The sequence below is a fragment of the Bacillus sp. FJAT-26390 genome (assembly GCF_001682865.1).
In the GTDB taxonomy this organism is placed as follows: Bacteria; Bacillota; Bacilli; order Paenibacillales; family Paenibacillaceae; genus Pristimantibacillus.
Genome location: NZ_MAQX01000001.1, coordinates 646,666 through 663,152, shown reverse-complemented (window position 1 = coordinate 663,152; position 16,487 = coordinate 646,666). Strand labels below are relative to the sequence as shown.

The window sequence follows — 16,487 nt, the reverse complement described above, 5'->3', positions numbered from 1 at the left end:
AACCCCACCTAGCGGAGGGGCCCAGAGATTATTATACTTCCATAATTTCTTTTTCTTTAGCAACCAGCACTTTATCTACTTCTGCAATAAACTTGTCAGTTGCTTTTTGAATATCCTCTTGATGTCCACGCGACTCGTCTTCAGAGATCGTCGTTTTCTCAAGTTTTTTAATGCCATCGTTAGCGTCGCGGCGAATGTTGCGGATAGCTACCTTCGCTTCTTCACCAAACTTTTTCGAAGTTTTTACCAGATCAGCACGACGTTCCTCCGTTAGCGGCGGAATCGAAATGCGAATCGCTACGCCATCATTCGAAGGCGTAAGGCCAAGATCGGATTTCATAATCGCTTTTTCAATCGCCGAAATCGACGATTTGTCCCACGGTTGAATAAACAACGTGCGGGAGTCAGGCGTGTTTATGTTAGCCAGTTGGTTGACAGGCGTCATCGCTCCGTAATATTCCACTTGAATACGGTCCAGCAAAGAAGGGTTCGCTTTGCCAGCGCGCAAAGACGACAAATCACGTTTAAGCGCGGAGATCGCTTTATCCATACGTTCTTCTGCGTTTTTCTTCAGCTCTTGTGGCATTATTTCGCACTTCCTCTCACTATCGTTCCGATTTTCTCACCCAGTACGACGCGTTTAATATTCCCTTTCTCCGTAATTGCAAATACGATAAGCGGAATATTATTGTCCATGCAAAGTGAGGCTGCAGTTGAATCCATTACACCTAAATTGCGGTTTAACATGTCGAGGTATGTAAGCTCCTCAAATTTCTCAGCCGTGCTATCCTTAAATGGATCCGCAGAATATACGCCATCCACTTTATTTTTCGCCATTAGTATCACTTCTGCTTCAATCTCAGCTGCACGCAGCGCCGCTGTCGTGTCTGTTGAGAAGAACGGATTTCCTGTTCCAGCAGCAAAAATGACGACGCGACCCTTCTCCAAATGACGAATGGCACGACGTCTGATGTACGGTTCAGCGATTTGCTGCATCGCGATTGATGTTTGTACGCGAGTTGGCACATCGATTTGTTCCAATGCATCTTGAAGTGCGAGTGAATTCATCAGAGTAGCCAGCATACCCATATAATCGGCAGTTGCACGGTCGATCCCTTTTGCAGAACCGGCAATACCGCGCCAAATGTTGCCGCCGCCGACGACAATAGCGACTTCTATGCCAAGTGCAACAACTTCTTTCACCTGATCAGCAATCGAAGATATGACAGTTGCTTCAATGCCATAACCTTCCTGTCCAGACAATGATTCACCGCTAACCTTCAGAACGATACGTTTATACACAGGATGCTCCAACGTTAATACCTCCATCATGCACCTCATTAGATGAGGTCCCTCAAATATGTTCTAATCATACAAGCAGGCGGGGCGGACGCCCCGCCCCGCCTGTGCGTTCGGATTAATGTTTAACTTGTGCCATTACTTCTTCAACGAAATTGTCTACTTTTTTCTCTAGGCCTTCACCAAGCTCGTAACGAACGAAGCGACGGATGGAAATATTTTCACCAATTTTGCTGATTTTTTCGTTAAGCAAAGTGGAGATCGTTTTGTCTGGGTCTTTAATGAACGATTGCTCAAGAAGACAGAACTCTTCGTAGTACTTCGAGATACGGCCTTCAACCATTTTCTCAACGATTTTTTCTGGTTTGCCTTCGTTAAGCGCTTGAGCTTTCAAAATTTCGCGCTCTTTTTCAAGTTCTTCGGAAGAAACCTCTTCACGGCTAACAAATTTAGGGTTAGCTGCTGCGATTTGCATAGCAACGTCTCTTGCAAACTCACGGAATTGATCCGTTTTTGCAACGAAGTCTGTTTCGCAGTTAACTTCAACGATTACGCCGATACGGCCGCCAGCGTGAATGTACGATTCAACTACGCCTTCAGTTGCGATACGGCCTGCTTTGTTAGCTGCAGCTGCCAAACCTTTTTCACGAAGGAACGCAATCGCTTTTTCGATATCGTTGTTTGTTTCGTCCAAAGCTTTCTTGCAATCGAGCATCCCTGCCCCAGTTCTTTCCCGTAGTTCTTTTACCGCGCTAGCACTAACTGCCATTGTAAGCCCTCCTATAAATTATACGAAGCCTATGTAGCCCCGTAATGATATACTGTTGGTTCTAGTCATTTACATTCGAAAAAAGGGCAGTGAGAGGTTTATCACCATCTGACCACCCTTTGTTGACTAACTAAAGCCTCTAAATTAAGCCGTTGTTTGTTCGCCTTGGTTAGCTTCAACGATTGCATCAGCCATTTTCGACGTCAACAACTTAACGGCACGAATTGCATCATCGTTACCTGGAATTACGTAGTCGATTTCGTCTGGATCACAGTTCGTATCAACGATACCAACGATTGGGATACCAAGTTTGCGAGCTTCTGCTACAGCAATGCGCTCTTTGCGTGGGTCAATGATGAACAACGCGCTTGGCAAACCTTTCATTCCTTTGATACCGCCAAGGAATTTTTCCAAACGGTCTTTTTCTTTGCGAAGAATGATAACTTCTTTCTTCGGAAGAACTTCGAAAGTGCCGTCCTCTTCCCACTTCTCAAGCTGTTTCAAACGGTCGATACGTTTTTGAATCGTTTGGAAGTTAGTCAAAGTTCCGCCGAGCCAACGTTGGTTGATGTAGAAGTTACCGCAACGTTCTGCTTCTTCTTTCACGGAATCTTGTGCTTGTTTTTTTGTACCTACGAACAGCATAGTGCCGCCGTCTGCAGCGATCGATTTAACAAAGTTGTATGCTTCATCAACTTTCTTAACCGTTTTTTGCAAATCGATAATGTAAATCCCGTTTCTTTCTGTGAAGATATAACGATCCATCTTCGGGTTCCAACGACGAGTCTGATGACCGAAGTGTACCCCAGCTTCTAGTAGCTGTTTCATGGAAATAACCGCCATTTCTTCAACACCTCCTATAATGGTTTTTTTAGTGCTCCTCCGCTAGTCGCATCTTTCACCAAAACTTCCGCCGGGCGGAAGCACCGTTTGGCAAAATTGACCTGCGTGCGTTTTTAACACCGTGAATTAATATACCATAAATATATATCTCGTGCAACAATGATTCTGAAAAGATAGGTTAACCTGCTTTTTTGCTAGAAGTAATCGCATCAGCTTCTTTTTTCGTAATCGGCTCACCCGTTACAACTACAATCGCTTCAGCTACCGTCATCTTCTCTTGAAACAGAAAATAACCGGCGCGTACCAGTTTTTTTGATTTCTTCATCTGGCTAATAAACGCCGTTTTGTTGTCTATAATGTGATTAGCGGCGAGCAGCTCTGCTGTTTTGGTTAAGTTTGATCCCGCCTCGATCCGAATGACATGCTTAATTGCCGCTTCTTCCTTTACGGGCTCCGCGGTAGGAGAGGGAGCATCCATAGTAGCAGCAGGCTGCTCTTCTTTGGCTGGCTCGGTTTTAGGCTCCGCCTGCGTCTTTGTTCCCGCCTTCGCTTCTTGGTCAAGCTTAAACGAGTCGCGTTCAGCCTCAAGTAATGCGTCGACCTCCACTTGCGTGTAGAGCTTCCCGCTTGGCTCCGTGCCCATTTGACCTAGCTTTTGCCTGCTCTGCTCGCCTGAGAGCATGAGCTGGAATAATAATGCGCCTATAATGATGCCAGCACCGAGACCGATCAAAAATAAGCGGTTTTTAAGCATGAGCGGCCTCCTCCTGCTTCGCGAGCTGAATAATGAGCTGTACCTCTCCCTTATTCATGCCAAGCTTCTTGGAGATCATTTCAATGGATTTGCCTTGTTCATAAAGTGAAAAAAGCTCCGCATAACGGGAATGAATCGTATTTGCGCGTGGAGCTTCCTCTTCAACTGGCTCTGGGAGCTTCGCAAAAGCTGCTTCGCTTTTGCCCGCATCAATCGAAAGAGGCTGAGGAGAAGCAGTCTGAAGCGTAATTGTTGCGGTAGCAGATCGCGCCATTTGCAGCTGCTCTGCAAGCTGCTCACACTTTCTCTCTAGCTCCGCAATCCTTTGCTCCTGACGCTCCGCATCAACCTTTGTCTCCTGCTGTGCATCTCTAACCAACTGAACAAGCTCTTCATTATCCTTCTCCATGTTCTCCATGAACTGCTCCAGCGCCGTTTCCATGTTTTGCATCGATTGCGAAGGAAGCGAATGCTCCTGCTTCTTTCTCGGCATTACAAAGGCGCCAACAATGACAACCGCTCCGAGTAATACAATATATTGCAAGTATGGCTGCATCGTTCATAGCCTGCCTTTCTAATGTTCGCCTAAATCTTATAGCTTTATATCGAGCCTATGCCCTTTAAAGGGGTGGGTTGGAGGATGCTCCTGCTCGCTTTCCGCAGCGCCTATTTCTGAACGTTTACGCCTGCCCTGCTGGTTCGCATCTTCCTGCCGGCCATCTTTCTCGCTGCGTACGTTAAGGCCGTTCGTTTGCTCTACCGCCGAATTTTTCCCTCTGGCAAGCTCCGTATCTTTCGTAGTCTGGGCAGCCAGCATATTTTGATCCGCTACAGGTTTATGAATCGCTTGTCCATGCATGCCGCTAAATTCCTGCGTGCGCGGAACCGACATTTGCAAATCCATTGATTTGAATGTCATTGCAGCTTCCCCCTTTGCGCAATTCTTTTGCAGCCGTTACTTTGTGTAAGGAACTAAGACGATATCCCCCTCCGAATATCGGAAGGTAACGCGCTGCGAAGAATCTTTGACGAATTTGGTGTATCTGCCAATTACAATTTTTGTGCCGCCAAACACGATGTTGCTGACATCGACTCTCGAACGATCAGTATCCTCAAGCGATTTCTCGATAGCAAGAATTCGGCTTTTCGTTTGATCGTTCTCGAGCAGCGTTTGACGTTTCGTTGCCGTCAATTTAATGCGAAGCGCCATCTTCTCCGGCGAAAGGTTGCCTGTAGCCGCCAGCTGATCCAAAATGGTCAATGCTTTCTCCGACTTGTCCAAGCTTTCCATATTCTGTTTGAGCCGTCCTCTAAGCTCAAGCAGCTCCGTGCGATATTCCGGCTTAACGCCTACCTCAATCGTTGTTGCGGTTGACATGGAATTGCCGACCGTTCGTGCGCTTACCAAATCGCCCGCTTGCACGATGCCGCCCACGATCAATCCCTTGGCACCGGAGCATATGACATTTCTGCCAGCCTTTACATGCGAGTGCATGATGCTCTGGGATACGAGCACCTCTTCTCCGGCGATGACATTGCCTTCTTGAATGAAGGAGCTGCGAACATTATGCCCTGCCTTAACGAAACCTTTGTTGCTGCCAAGGATGCCGCCTGTAATTTCAACAGAGCCATCTGATTCGATTTCTGCTCCTTCAACGCCGCCGATTACCCGGATATCGCCAGATGCCTTAACGCGAAAGCCGCTGAGCACGTTGCCCCTGATAACGACAGTGCCGACAAAATCAATATTTCCAACGCTGTAGTCAACGTCGCCGTTCACTTCATACACCGGGAAAACATTAATTTTCTCTTTTTCCGTCAGCGAAATAAGGCCGTCAATCGCACTGTACATAGCCGTTTGCTCGTCATTAAGCACGACATTTTTGCCGACCTTAAATCTTACATGCTTCCCAAGCTTAGAGGGAATCTCTTCCCCCGTTACCGTTTGGCCGGATGGACCAGGCTGTGGATCAAATCGTTCTGCAATCAGTTGACCCCGTTTAACATTTTTTAGCTGGACGACTTCTTTGAAGTCGACCTTTCCGTCTTCCAGCTCGGCAGGAGCGCTGTTTCTTTTCTCCATGTCATATACTAATCGTATGAAACCATCCTTGCCCGGTACGGGCGAAACGCCTTGCGCAATCAAAGTCTGATCCTTATAGTACGCAAGCGGATTCGTACCAATTTGTTTCAGAACTTCAGCCCGCACGCCAAAGACGACCCCTTTGCTTCGAACAAAACGTTCTAGATCATCGCCGCTGCATCCAAACTCATCCGTAATCCGGCTAAATGTCAAGAAGGCAGATAGTTTATCGGCTGAGATCTGGATGCTAAGGTATGAGTCTAATTGTAGATTATCCACCTTTTCCCCTCCTTCCTAATGTTGCATGAGTTGATCTTTATGCTTAGCCAAAGCTCCCCGCAATCGCAAAATAGCTTTCGAGTGGAGCTGGGAAATTCTCGAAGGTGACAGTGACATTACTTCAGCAATTTCACTTAATGATAATTCCTCGTAGTAAAACAGAGAAACGACGGTGCGTTCCTTTTCCGTGAGGCGCTCAATTCCTTTAACTAGCGATTCCTTTAAGTAAAACTCGTGTACCTTGTGATCTGGATTTTTTGCTTTGTCATCTACTAACAATGACATTCTGGTCTCCGATTCCTCTTCTCGAATGGGATCCTCTAACGAGCATATCGTCGTAACTGCGATATCTTGAAGCATATTCGTAAATTCTTTCTCCGACACGTCCAGGTAACGGCTAATCTCAGCATCGGTAACGGTGCGCAAATACTGCTGCTCCAAATGCTGATAGGCTTCTTCCACTCGCTTCGCTTTCTCCCTTACGGAGCGAGGCACCCAGTCGCCTTGCCGCAAACCATCAATAATAGCGCCGCGAATGCGCCAAGAAGCATAAGTCTCGAATTGCAAGCCGCGGCAATAATCAAATTTTTCGATGGCATCGATAAGCCCCATAACGCCGTTGCTTGCCAAATCATCCTTAATGACGTTTTTCGGAAGACCAATCGCCATACGATTTGTAACATAATCAACAAGCGGCAAATATTGCTCAATCAGCTTTTTCTTTGCTTCCAGCTCGCCCTGTTCTCTCCATGCTTGCCACATCTGCAAGTTTGTCAGATGAGGGGTTTTCTGCTCAATCATCGACTCACTCTCCTGTCAGGTGACGAATGGCTTTGACCAATTCTTCAGGCTGTGTATTTTTAGTAGATAACAATTGAGGTGGAGTAAGCGGTCGAAATCCAGTTGCTTCATTAGATTGTGCATCAGCAGAGGAGTTCGCCGCGCCATCCATCAGCTGCGATTTTAACAATTGGTTAATGTCCGCAGACTCGTCCGGGGTTTGCATGTCAAGCTGTGTGCCCTTGCTCTCATCGTCCTCGATCTGCTCGCCTACTAGAGTAGGGGGCTGAAGAATGTATGCCAATATTGCACGTACTGCATACGCAAGAACAAAAAAAGCGATGAAAGCATACATGCTTCTAAGCAGCATTACAGAAATCGGATTGTTTCCGATCGAGAAAGCTACCGTAAGCACGGTGCCGAAAACTCCAAATACGACATTCCATCGCCATGTTCCTAGCATATCAAATCTCCTTTGTACCAAACTGCACGCTTCTTATATTTAACATTCCATTATCACTATTAAACTCTATCGTGCGTCCAAAGCTGCCACCCGTGTCTTGCGAAATAATCGGAATTTTAAATCTTAGCAGCATCGCCGTGCAGGATTCTACGTTGCGGGGACCGATTCTTAATGAATCGGTATGTCCGGACATAGCAAACATTTGTGCTCCGCCTGCCATCTTTGCTCTCATTCTCTCAACGTAAGCACCGGCTGCTATCATTCGGTCCAACAGCTCGGGAATGGCGGTATCGGCATATTTAGCCAAGTTTATTTTGGTCTCGCGGGCAATCTCTGAAGACGGCAGCATCACATGTGCCATACCGGCGATTTTTCGGATCGGGTCATACAACGTGAGACCTACACATGATCCTAAGCCGGTCGTTTTGAGTATCGCTCCATCTGTTGCAATATTTAAATCAGCCATGCCTACTTTGACCAAGTTTTGTTGTATCATTCGGTAACGACTCCCAAAGCCCTAAATATTTTTTCAAACGACTCTGGGTCAGGTATAAGGAAAAAATGTCCTTCTAGCGATTGACAATCTTCCAAAAACGTCGTTTCGATAAGTAGGGCCGAGTCTCCCATCTCTCCGTATTGCATGAGACCGTAGCTTAGTACGGCTCCTGCCATATCAACTGCTATGGCAGGAACGGATGGGGCCATCGTTAAATGGGTAAAGTCTGCAAGCGAGGATAGATATGAGCCTGCCAAAATGTTCCCGATCTCGCAAAGCGCAGACAGCTCCATCTCAGAATAGCCCTCCTGCTCTTCAATATTCATCGCCAGCAGCTGGCGTAAAATCCGCTTAGCCGATGCTTCTTCTATAATGAAAAACATATTGCCAGGCGCTTCGCCTTCCACCCGAAGGAATACGGCAAGGACGATTTGTTCAGAACCGCCAACTCGCTCCGCGATTTCTTCAAAGGGCAGTAGGCTTACTTTTGGAACAGCCATATCTACGGGTTTGTCCAACAAGCGCGATAGCGCAGTCGCAGCGTTTCCTGCACCGATATTGCCGACTTCTTTTAATACATCCAGCTCAAACGCTTCTAAACGATTGAATAAACTCACTCGTTATACCTCTAGCTGCTCTAACTGAATGATTTCGCTCTTGTTCAATACCTCGGACAAATTCAGCATGATGAGAAGTCGACCTTCACCAAGCTTTGCAATGCCTCTTAAGTATTTAGCTTTAATGCCTCCAACAATTTCAGGCGGCAAATCAATCGTGTCGGTATCGATATCAATAACGTCATTCGCGGAATCTACGATAAAGCCAACCTCGAGATCTGCTACTGCTACAACGATAATTCTTGAATTTTCGGTTGCAGTCGTCTCTGATAGGTTAAAACGGCCGCGCAGGTCAATTACGGGAACGACCACGCCGCGCAGATTAATAACCCCTTTAATAAACGTTGCTGTTTTTGGGACGCGTGTAATTGGAGATAATCTTTCGATCGTGCGAACCTTATCTACTTCAATTCCGTACTCTTCGTTGCCTAATGCGAACACGATAACCTTTAATTCTTCTCCCATCGTAAAAACCCCCTTATTTAATTAGTGCATTCGGATCAATAATTAATGCTACGTAACCATCGCCAAGTATCGTTGCACCTGAAATGGCTTCGATATTGGTTAAATATTTGCCTAACGATTTTAGGACGATTTCACTTTGGCCGATAAACTCATCGACCATTACAGCAGCCCATTTCTCGCCTTTGCGAACGACAACAATTTCGGTTTCTTCCTCTTGATTTTCATCAAAGTCAGGAGAATCGAGCACTTTGCTAAGCGATACTAGCGGAATGATCGAATTTCTGAACTCAATCATTTTGTTGCCGTGGACATGCAATATATTTTCCTTGCGAATGATGCCGGTTTCTACGATAGAGGATAATGGAATAGCGTATTTCTCAGAGCCCAGCTTAATAAGCATCGCCGAAATAATAGAAAGGGTGAGCGGCAGTTGAACGGAAAATTTAGTGCCTCTGCCAAATGCAGAATCAATCGTTACGTTTCCGCCTAATGATGTAATTTTGGAACGAACGACGTCAAGTCCGACGCCTCTTCCAGAGATATCCGAAATTTTGTCAGCAGTACTAAAGCCAGCTGCAAAAATAAGCATATTAATTTCGTCCGGCGACAGCAGCTTCGCTTGCTCTTCCGTTACAACGCCATTTTTAATCGCAGTCTTCAGAACACGCTCGTGGTGAATGCCGCGGCCATCCTCTTCCACTTCGATAAAAACATGGTTTCCGCTATGGAAGGCACGCAAGTTAATCGTACCCGTCTCCGGCTTGCCGGCTGCGATACGCTCCTCTACGGTTTCAATGCCGTGGTCAACGGAGTTGCGAAGCAAGTGAACGAGCGGATCGCCAATTTCGTCAATTACTGTTCGGTCAAGCTCAGTGTCCGCTCCTGTAATGACTAGATCGATTTTTTTGTCCAGCGATTTCGCTAAATCTCTGATCATGCGAGGGAAACGGTTGAATACCGAGTCGACAGGAACCATCCTCAGCTTCAGCACGATGCTTTGCAAGTCCGAGCTGACACGCGTCATATGCTCGACCGTCTCCGTCAGATCGTTGCGCTTAATTTCGCTGGAAAGCTGCTCAAGTCGAACGCGGTCGATGAGGAGCTCGCTGAACAAGTTCATCAGCGTATCCAATCTCTCGATGTCTACACGAATCGTTCTTGCTACATTTGCGGGTGCTCCTGCTGCGGGTTGCGCTGCCGGTGCCTGTGTTTTAACAGCTGCCTCTTCTTTTACAACCGGCGCTGCTGGAGTAACTGGAGCTGCTTCAACAACCTCTACGGCTGCTGCGGCGTTAGATTGACTAAGTACAGCTAGCGACTCAGCATCAAGCAACGTCACGATTGCAGTCTCAATTTCGGATATGTTTAGCAACTGTGTTTGGAGATCTTCCTGTCCCAATTGTGAAATCGTAAATACAGTGAAGCTGAAATCGAATTTTTCCTGCTCGATATCCTGTGCAGGAGGATCGGATTTAATGACTTCACCGTTGCGCTCTAGCAAATCAAATACCATATAGGCACGAACGGCTTTCAGCAAGCAATTATCGCGAATCGCGATTTGGATGTGATAGACGCTGTGCCCTGACTCTATCGATTGTAGCAAGATAGAGGATTGGAATTCATCAAGCAGCATCGCCCCTGATGCGCTTGAGGATGAAGCGCCTGCTGCATTTGCTGCCACTGTTGGAGCGGCAGCCGCACTGCTTGCGCTATAATCGCTTTTCAAAATAATTTGCAAGGACACTACGATTGAAGTGACATCTGCCTTGCCTGTCCCTCCGCCAACAATATCCTGAACCATCGCTTCCAGAGCGTCCAGCCCTTTGAACAAGGTGTCAAAAATAAAGCTGTCCATCTTTAGCTTGCTGTTGCGAACCAGGTCCAGCACGTTCTCCATTTCATGAGTCAGCGCCGCCAAATCCTCAAAGCCCATCGTAGCTGACATCCCTTTCAGCGTATGAGCTGAGCGGAATATATTTTGAACGATACTAAGCTCCTCAGGCTCGCTTTCCAGCCGCAGCAAATTTTCATTCAGGGACTGCAGGTGATCATTAGATTCATCGATAAACATCGATAAATAGGCATTCATATCCATTTCCTAGCACCTCCTGTTAGTATGTTTAAGCGTTTGCTATCTATTTATTTCAGCACTGCCTTTACAAGTTGCGAGGCAATGAGTTGAAGAGGCAATACATGACCTACGCAGCCAGCCTCAATCGCAGATCTTGGCATGCCGTAAACGACGCAGGTTTCTTCTGCTTCTGCGATCGTTGTTTCGATGCCGCAGCCTTGCAGCAGCTTCATCCCTTTTGCACCATCGCTGCCCATTCCGGTCATGATGACAGCGTGCCGCTTTAATTCGCGAAACGTTGCCAATGATTCAAATAAAACATCGACAGATGGACGATGGCCATTGCGCTGCGGCTGCTCTGTCAGCAAAATCGAATAACCGGCTGCATCCTTTGCAAGCTCCATATGGAAGCCGCCAGGCGCAATATAGACAACCCCTGCCGTTACTCTCTCTCCCTGTTCAGCTTCCACGACATGCAATTCACTAAAGCTATCCAGCCGCTGAGCAAGCGACTTCGTAAATTTAGGAGGCATATGCTGCACGATAAGCACAGGTGCCGGAAAGTCAGCCGGCAAAGAAGTAATAACCTCATGAAGCGCTCTCGGTCCTCCGGTTGAAGTGCCGATGGCTACGATATGTTTGAACGCTGCAATCGGACTGCCAGCCTTTTCTTTTCTTGTAGAGGGTGGCTCTACATGAACCGGCTTAGCCTCAAGCTGCGGTTCTCTAAGTACGGTTTTGCGCGTAACAATCGTTGATTTAGCTTTGCTTGGCGCAGCTTCCTCAAGCTTGTTTTTTTGTTTTGTATGTAAAGGGGGTGCCGCTTGCTTCAGCGGCTGCTTCTCCTCCGTTTTCGGAATAACCGTGTTGCTCCGATCCTTGAAAGGGGTAGGCAGCGGCGTTGCTATCGGCTCCTCTTGTTGTGAAGGCTTATTTCTTGCTGCCTCTATGACTGGCTTTGCTTGTTCAGAATCATTTACGGCCGGTTCCTGTTTCTCGCTGATCGTAATTATGGGCTGATAGCGCTTCGTCAGAACGGCTATGCGCAATTTTTCAAGCAGAAACTCGCCGACCTGATGAATGTCATTCGAGATGGCGCTTGAAGGCTTTCGAATAAAGTCGAACGCGCCAAATTGCAATGCTTTAATCGTCTCTCTCGTGTTATCTTCGCTTATTCCAGAGAGCATGATGACCGGTGTCGGATTGTCCTTCATAATGATTTGCAATGCTTCTATTCCGTTCATTAGAGGCATTTCCAAATCCAAGGTGACGGCGTCCGGCTTCCATTCGCGGACCGCTTCAATCGCTTCTTGACCATTTCTGGCAGTAGCTACGATCGTAAATTGCGGGTCCCGAATGATTAGGTCACTGATAATCTTCCGCATAAATCCGGAATCGTCAACAACAAGTATGCGATAAGGAGCCATTCCATTTCCTCCTCACTTCCAAAGGATTATCTTGAGAGTCTGAACATTTTATGCAAAAATCCTTTGACTCCGCCGTTAGCTGTAGAACTCTGTGGGATCTCTAGAAATTGCCTTGCAATCCGATCGATGGCTACGGACGCTTCGCTTCCCGGATACGCCACCGTAAACGGGATTTGGCGCTTTACCGCCTTTGACACATTCGGGTCATCTGGCAATATGCCGAGATGCGGCAGCTCGGATTGCAGAAATCGCTGTGCTACCATGGCAATTTTTTCTGCCGTTTGTTTTCCTTCGCGAGGATCGGCGGCGCGATTGACGATTAATTTGAAATGAACGTCCACTTCCATTGATTTAACCATCTTAATCAATGCGTACGCATCCGTAATCGAAGTCGGCTCCGGCGTTGTGACAACGATCGTTTCTTGAGCCGCCGTAATAAACTTGACCGTTTCCTTCGAAAGCCCTGCCCCCGTATCAAACAAAATAACGTCATACTTCCCATGCAGCTTACTGATCTCCATTTCAAAGCGGTCAAGCTGCTCCTGCGATAAATCCATCAGGTCGCGAAAGCCGGAGCCCCCTGCGATAAAGTTAAGCCCTTCAGGACCTTCCTGAACGATTTCCCATATCGTTTTTTCCTGCTTAAGCAAATGATATAAATTGTAGGTCGACGAGATGCCCATAAGCACATCAATATTCGCCATTCCGATATCAGCATCGAATACGAGCACTTTTTTGCCCAACCGCTGAAGCGATAAAGCAAAGTTAAGGCTGAAATTCGATTTGCCGACGCCGCCCTTCCCGCTCGTAACCGTTACAACGCGGGTCGTTCGGCCTTCTTCTTGAAGCTCTTGCTGCTTCACTAAATTACGTAATGCTTCTGCTTGATCCATCATGGGCCATTGCTCCCGAGCAGCTTGTTAATGTAAACATCGATTTGAAACAACTCGATATCATCGGGTACGGTCTGTCCGCTTGCCATGTATGTAGGCAGAAATTCAAAATTCATAATGAGATTGAAGATCGCTCCATAAACCGAGGTTTCATCTAATTTTGTAAACAACACTTTTCGAACGCCATATTTGCTAAAATGGTCCGCAACCGCCGCCATATCACGCGTCTTGCCTGTCAAGCTGAGCACAAGCACCGTTTCGCTAGGCTCGGTGGTTTGGAGCAAGCTGTTTACTTCGGATACGTGAAGCTCGCTGCGGAAATTCCGGCCAGCTGTATCCATATAAATCAATTCCTGCTCTTCAAGCTGCTTGAAGGCACGAGTTAGATCCATTTGCGAGAAAACAACCTCAAGCGGCACGTTCAAAATGGTAGCATATGTTCTAAGCTGGTCCACCGCCGCAATACGGTACGTGTCCGAAGTGATAAAGCCGACCTTCCGGCCTTTTTTTAACGTTTGCTCCGCTGCCAGCTTCGCGATCGTAGTCGTCTTTCCTACGCCGGTTGGTCCGACAAAATGAACGACTCGCACATGGCTGCTAATTCCACTGCCGCTATAAGGCCGCAGCCACTCGTCAATTTGTGCTGCAGCAAGCTCCCAAACCTGATCTTTGCTGAATTCGCCTTCAACTTCATGCTGTTTCTCTTCAATGCCTTGCAGAAGCCGCTCGACCCAAGCCGGGTCCATTTCCTGTTCAAGCAAATGCTCCTTGAGCTGAATCAACGGCTCGGACATAGCCGCAAGATTATGCTGCTGCTTTGAGAGCTTGACCATGTATTCCCTTAAATCGCGTATCTCGTCAATAATGAACTGTTCTCGTTCTTTTCGATCATTTGATTCTTTCACCGGCACCGGCGCAGGTGCCGGTACAGGCGGCTCCATTACAGCAGTAGCGGTACGCTGCGCCGTCTGCAAAATCTGCTCAACAGCCGCATCCACTTGGGGGTTAGCTGTTCGCTGCTGAGGCGTCGGGACGTTCGCTTGATTAGATTCGATAGCGGCAATAACCTCCATCTTCTTCTTGCGGAACATCCCCATAAACCCGCCAACCTTGATTTCCTTCGTATTCAAAATAACGGCGTCTTTCCCAAGCTCGCTGCGAATCATCGAAACAGCCTCAGGCAGCGCATTTACGACATAACGTTTTACTCTCATAGGTTCACCACCCCTACGCTTTGAACTTCGATGTTCGGCTCAAGCTCACTGTAAGAAAGAACGGGCAAATCTTGCATCGTTCTCTCCACAATTTGTCTCAAATACATCCGAATGGTGGGCGAAGCAAGAACGACAGGCTGTTGGCCGGACTGGATTTGACGATTAACATGCTCATTTAGCTTCTGGTAAATTTGCTGCGTGGACACCGGATCGAGCGCGATATAGCTGCCTTGATCCGATTGCTGCACGGACTCTGCAATTTTTTTCTCAAGCTGCGGACCAACCGTAATGACCTTTAACGTATCGCCGCCGGAAGAAAACTGCTGTGTAATTTGTCTGGATAAGGATTGGCGTACATACTCTGTCAAAATATCGGGATCCTTCGTATAGTTTCCATGGTCTGCCAAAGCTTCAAAGATCGTTACAAGATCACGAATGGATACCTTCTCACGCAATAACTTAGCTAGTACCTTCTGTACATCGCCGATCGTAAGGATAGAAGGAATCAATTCATCAACGAGAGCTGGGTAGGATTCTTTGACATTTTCCACAAGCTGCTTCGTTTCTTGGCGTCCAATAAGCTCATGCGCATGGCGCTTTACAATCTCCGTTAAATGGGTAGCAACGACAGAAGGCGGATCAACGACCGTGTAGCCTGACAGCTCGGCGCGCTCCTTCATCTGCTCATCGATCCATATTGCCGGCAAGCCGAAGGCAGGCTCCGTCGTTTCAATCCCAACAACCGAATCGTCTTCAAAACCCGGGCTCATGGCCAAATAATGATTGAGCAGCAAATCGCCGCGAGCGACGGTATTGCCTTTAATTTTGATCACATATTCATTAGGCTTCAGCTGGATGTTATCCCTAATCCGAATGACAGGCACAACAAGCCCCAGCTCCAGAGCGCACTGCCTGCGAATCATAATAATGCGGTCAAGCAAATCTCCGCCCTGCTGTGTATCCGCCAGCGGGATCAACCCGTAGCCAAACTCGAATTCAATCGGATCAACCTGCAGGAGGCTGATAACACTCTCAGGACTGCGAACCTCTTCAATCTGCTGCTCTTCAACAAGCATTTCCTCTTGCTCCTGCTGCTTGTTAATCGCCTTCTGCATATACCAGCCGCCAAATGCGAGCATAATGGCGAAAGGCCAAGTCCGAATCGGTCCGATCGGCGTCAAGCCTAGCAAACCGATCGTTCCAGCTGCGATAAATAATAGCTTTGGATATTTGAACAGCTGCGAGGTAACATCCTCGGCCAAGTTGCCGTCGGATGCCGCTCTCGTTACGATCAAACCAGCAGCCGTTGAAATAAGCAAAGCAGGAATTTGACTGACTAGACCGTCACCGATCGTTAGGATAGAGAAAGTTGAAAGCGACTCGCCAAAGCTCAAATCATGGATAGCCATCCCGATGATGAAGCCGCCGACCAAGTTGATTACTAGAATGATGATTGATGCAATCGCATCACCTTTTACGAATTTGCTGGCACCATCCATCGCTCCGTAGAAATCTGCTTCTCGTTCGATTTTGGACCGGCGGTCTTTCGCTTGCTGCTCATTAATCAACCCTGCGTTCAGATCCGCGTCGATACTCATTTGTTTACCAGGCATCGCGTCTAGCGTAAATCTTGCTGCAACTTCCGCTACCCGCTCGGAACCTTTCGTAATTACGATAAACTGAACGACTACGAGGATGAGGAAGACGATAAACCCGATTGCGATTTGTCCTCCGCCAACCCAGCTTCCGAATGTGGCAACAACTTCCCCTGCTTCCGCATGCGACAAAATGTTTCTGGTTGTAGATACGTTTAGCGCTAGGCGAAATAGGGTCGTGATCAATAGAATGGCCGGAAAGATCGAGAAGTCCAACGCTTCCCTCGTATTCATGGCGATTAGCAAAATCATCAATGCGATCGATATGTTTAAAATAATTAGGATATCTAGTAATAGGACTGGGATCGGGATAATCATCATGAGCACAATACCAATTACGCCAAATAGTACTACAAAGTCCTTTGCTTTCATGATGCCG

Annotated in this window: 18 protein-coding genes; all 18 read right to left on the bottom strand. The window is 47.3% G+C overall.

Going from position 1 to position 16,487, the window contains the following annotated elements:
- Window positions 1–31: 31 nt before the first annotated feature.
- A complete protein-coding gene (gene frr / locus A7975_RS03135) occupies window positions 32–586 on the bottom strand; it encodes a ribosome recycling factor (protein ID WP_053375750.1) in 555 nt (184 codons plus the stop codon).
- A complete protein-coding gene (gene pyrH / locus A7975_RS03130) occupies window positions 586–1,314 on the bottom strand; it encodes a UMP kinase (RefSeq protein ID WP_053377774.1) in 729 nt (242 codons plus the stop codon). Before pyrH ends, frr begins: the two co-directional genes overlap by 1 nt.
- 103 nt (window positions 1,315–1,417) lie before the next feature.
- Window positions 1,418–2,068 (bottom strand): translation elongation factor Ts, encoded by a 651-nt coding sequence (tsf, locus tag A7975_RS03125; RefSeq protein WP_053375749.1) that lies wholly within the window; start codon window positions 2,066–2,068, stop codon window positions 1,418–1,420.
- Window positions 2,069–2,212: 144 nt separating this feature from the next.
- On the bottom strand, window positions 2,213–2,911 hold the full coding sequence (rpsB, locus tag A7975_RS03120; RefSeq protein ID WP_053375748.1) for a 30S ribosomal protein S2: 699 nt from the start codon (window positions 2,909–2,911) through the stop codon (window positions 2,213–2,215).
- 178 nt (window positions 2,912–3,089) lie between these two features.
- Window positions 3,090–3,665 (bottom strand): hypothetical protein, encoded by a 576-nt coding sequence (locus A7975_RS03115; RefSeq protein ID WP_065384093.1) that lies wholly within the window; start codon window positions 3,663–3,665, stop codon window positions 3,090–3,092.
- Window positions 3,658–4,221 carry a DUF6115 domain-containing protein gene (locus tag A7975_RS03110; RefSeq protein WP_065384092.1) on the bottom strand — a complete coding sequence of 188 codons (564 nt, stop codon included), beginning with the start codon at window positions 4,219–4,221 and terminating at the stop codon, window positions 3,658–3,660. Before A7975_RS03110 ends, A7975_RS03115 begins: the two co-directional genes overlap by 8 nt.
- A 36-nt stretch (window positions 4,222–4,257) precedes the next feature.
- On the bottom strand, window positions 4,258–4,584 hold the full coding sequence (locus tag A7975_RS03105; RefSeq protein ID WP_053375745.1) for a hypothetical protein: 327 nt from the start codon (window positions 4,582–4,584) through the stop codon (window positions 4,258–4,260).
- Window positions 4,585–4,620: 36 nt separating this feature from the next.
- A complete protein-coding gene (locus A7975_RS03100; protein ID WP_065384091.1) occupies window positions 4,621–6,027 on the bottom strand; it encodes a flagellar assembly protein A in 1,407 nt (468 codons plus the stop codon).
- 15 nt (window positions 6,028–6,042) lie between these two features.
- Window positions 6,043–6,828: a FliA/WhiG family RNA polymerase sigma factor gene (locus A7975_RS03095; protein WP_053375743.1), complete on the bottom strand. Its 786-nt coding sequence runs from the start codon at window positions 6,826–6,828 to the stop codon at window positions 6,043–6,045.
- 4 nt (window positions 6,829–6,832) lie between these two features.
- Window positions 6,833–7,270: a hypothetical protein gene (locus tag A7975_RS03090; protein WP_053375742.1), complete on the bottom strand. Its 438-nt coding sequence runs from the start codon at window positions 7,268–7,270 to the stop codon at window positions 6,833–6,835.
- A 1-nt stretch (window position 7,271) separates the two neighbouring features.
- The gene (locus tag A7975_RS03085; protein WP_053375741.1) at window positions 7,272–7,766 is read right to left on the bottom strand and encodes a chemotaxis protein CheD; all 495 of its coding nucleotides are present in this window, start codon (window positions 7,764–7,766) and stop codon (window positions 7,272–7,274) included.
- On the bottom strand, window positions 7,763–8,383 hold the full coding sequence (locus tag A7975_RS03080) for a chemotaxis protein CheC (protein WP_065384090.1): 621 nt from the start codon (window positions 8,381–8,383) through the stop codon (window positions 7,763–7,765). The genes A7975_RS03085 and A7975_RS03080 overlap by 4 nt, the downstream gene beginning before the upstream one ends.
- A 3-nt stretch (window positions 8,384–8,386) precedes the next feature.
- The gene (locus A7975_RS03075) at window positions 8,387–8,848 is read right to left on the bottom strand and encodes a chemotaxis protein CheW (RefSeq protein WP_053375739.1); all 462 of its coding nucleotides are present in this window, start codon (window positions 8,846–8,848) and stop codon (window positions 8,387–8,389) included.
- 13 nt (window positions 8,849–8,861) lie between these two features.
- Entirely contained in the window at window positions 8,862–10,943 is a 2,082-nt protein-coding gene (locus A7975_RS03070; protein WP_065384089.1) for a chemotaxis protein CheA, read from the bottom strand.
- Between the two features lie 44 nt (window positions 10,944–10,987).
- The gene (locus A7975_RS03065) at window positions 10,988–12,346 is read right to left on the bottom strand and encodes a protein-glutamate methylesterase/protein-glutamine glutaminase (protein ID WP_065384088.1); all 1,359 of its coding nucleotides are present in this window, start codon (window positions 12,344–12,346) and stop codon (window positions 10,988–10,990) included.
- Window positions 12,347–12,372: 26 nt separating this feature from the next.
- Window positions 12,373–13,242 carry a MinD/ParA family protein gene (locus A7975_RS03060; RefSeq protein ID WP_065384087.1) on the bottom strand — a complete coding sequence of 290 codons (870 nt, stop codon included), beginning with the start codon at window positions 13,240–13,242 and terminating at the stop codon, window positions 12,373–12,375.
- Window positions 13,239–14,453: a flagellar biosynthesis GTPase FlhF gene (gene flhF, locus A7975_RS03055; protein WP_065384086.1), complete on the bottom strand. Its 1,215-nt coding sequence runs from the start codon at window positions 14,451–14,453 to the stop codon at window positions 13,239–13,241. The genes A7975_RS03060 and flhF overlap by 4 nt, the downstream gene beginning before the upstream one ends.
- The gene (gene flhA, locus A7975_RS03050) at window positions 14,450–16,480 is read right to left on the bottom strand and encodes a flagellar biosynthesis protein FlhA (RefSeq protein ID WP_053375734.1); all 2,031 of its coding nucleotides are present in this window, start codon (window positions 16,478–16,480) and stop codon (window positions 14,450–14,452) included. The genes flhF and flhA overlap by 4 nt, the downstream gene beginning before the upstream one ends.
- Between the last annotated feature and the right edge of the window lie 7 nt (window positions 16,481–16,487).

What these genes read in the sequence shown, in the direction of transcription:
- frr (WP_053375750.1), bottom strand. Translation starts at nt 586, where the DNA reads ATGCCACAAGAGCTGAAGAAAAACGCAGAAGAACGTATGGATAAAGCG.
- tsf (WP_053375749.1), bottom strand. Translation starts at nt 2,068, where the DNA reads ATGGCAGTTAGTGCTAGCGCGGTAAAAGAACTACGGGAAAGAACTGGG.
- rpsB (WP_053375748.1), bottom strand. Translation starts at nt 2,911, where the DNA reads ATGGCGGTTATTTCCATGAAACAGCTACTAGAAGCTGGGGTACACTTC.
- A7975_RS03115 (WP_065384093.1), bottom strand. Translation starts at nt 3,665, where the DNA reads ATGCTTAAAAACCGCTTATTTTTGATCGGTCTCGGTGCTGGCATCATT.
- A7975_RS03110 (WP_065384092.1), bottom strand. Translation starts at nt 4,221, where the DNA reads ATGCAGCCATACTTGCAATATATTGTATTACTCGGAGCGGTTGTCATT.
- A7975_RS03105 (WP_053375745.1), bottom strand. Translation starts at nt 4,584, where the DNA reads ATGACATTCAAATCAATGGATTTGCAAATGTCGGTTCCGCGCACGCAG.
- A7975_RS03095 (WP_053375743.1), bottom strand. Translation starts at nt 6,828, where the DNA reads ATGATTGAGCAGAAAACCCCTCATCTGACAAACTTGCAGATGTGGCAA.
- A7975_RS03090 (WP_053375742.1), bottom strand. Translation starts at nt 7,270, where the DNA reads ATGCTAGGAACATGGCGATGGAATGTCGTATTTGGAGTTTTCGGCACC.
- A7975_RS03085 (WP_053375741.1), bottom strand. Translation starts at nt 7,766, where the DNA reads ATGATACAACAAAACTTGGTCAAAGTAGGCATGGCTGATTTAAATATT.
- A7975_RS03075 (WP_053375739.1), bottom strand. Translation starts at nt 8,848, where the DNA reads ATGGGAGAAGAATTAAAGGTTATCGTGTTCGCATTAGGCAACGAAGAG.
- A7975_RS03070 (WP_065384089.1), bottom strand. Translation starts at nt 10,943, where the DNA reads ATGGATATGAATGCCTATTTATCGATGTTTATCGATGAATCTAATGAT.
- A7975_RS03065 (WP_065384088.1), bottom strand. Translation starts at nt 12,346, where the DNA reads ATGGCTCCTTATCGCATACTTGTTGTTGACGATTCCGGATTTATGCGG.
- A7975_RS03060 (WP_065384087.1), bottom strand. Translation starts at nt 13,242, where the DNA reads ATGATGGATCAAGCAGAAGCATTACGTAATTTAGTGAAGCAGCAAGAG.
- flhF (WP_065384086.1), bottom strand. Translation starts at nt 14,453, where the DNA reads ATGAGAGTAAAACGTTATGTCGTAAATGCGCTGCCTGAGGCTGTTTCG.
- flhA (WP_053375734.1), bottom strand. Translation starts at nt 16,480, where the DNA reads ATGAAAGCAAAGGACTTTGTAGTACTATTTGGCGTAATTGGTATTGTG.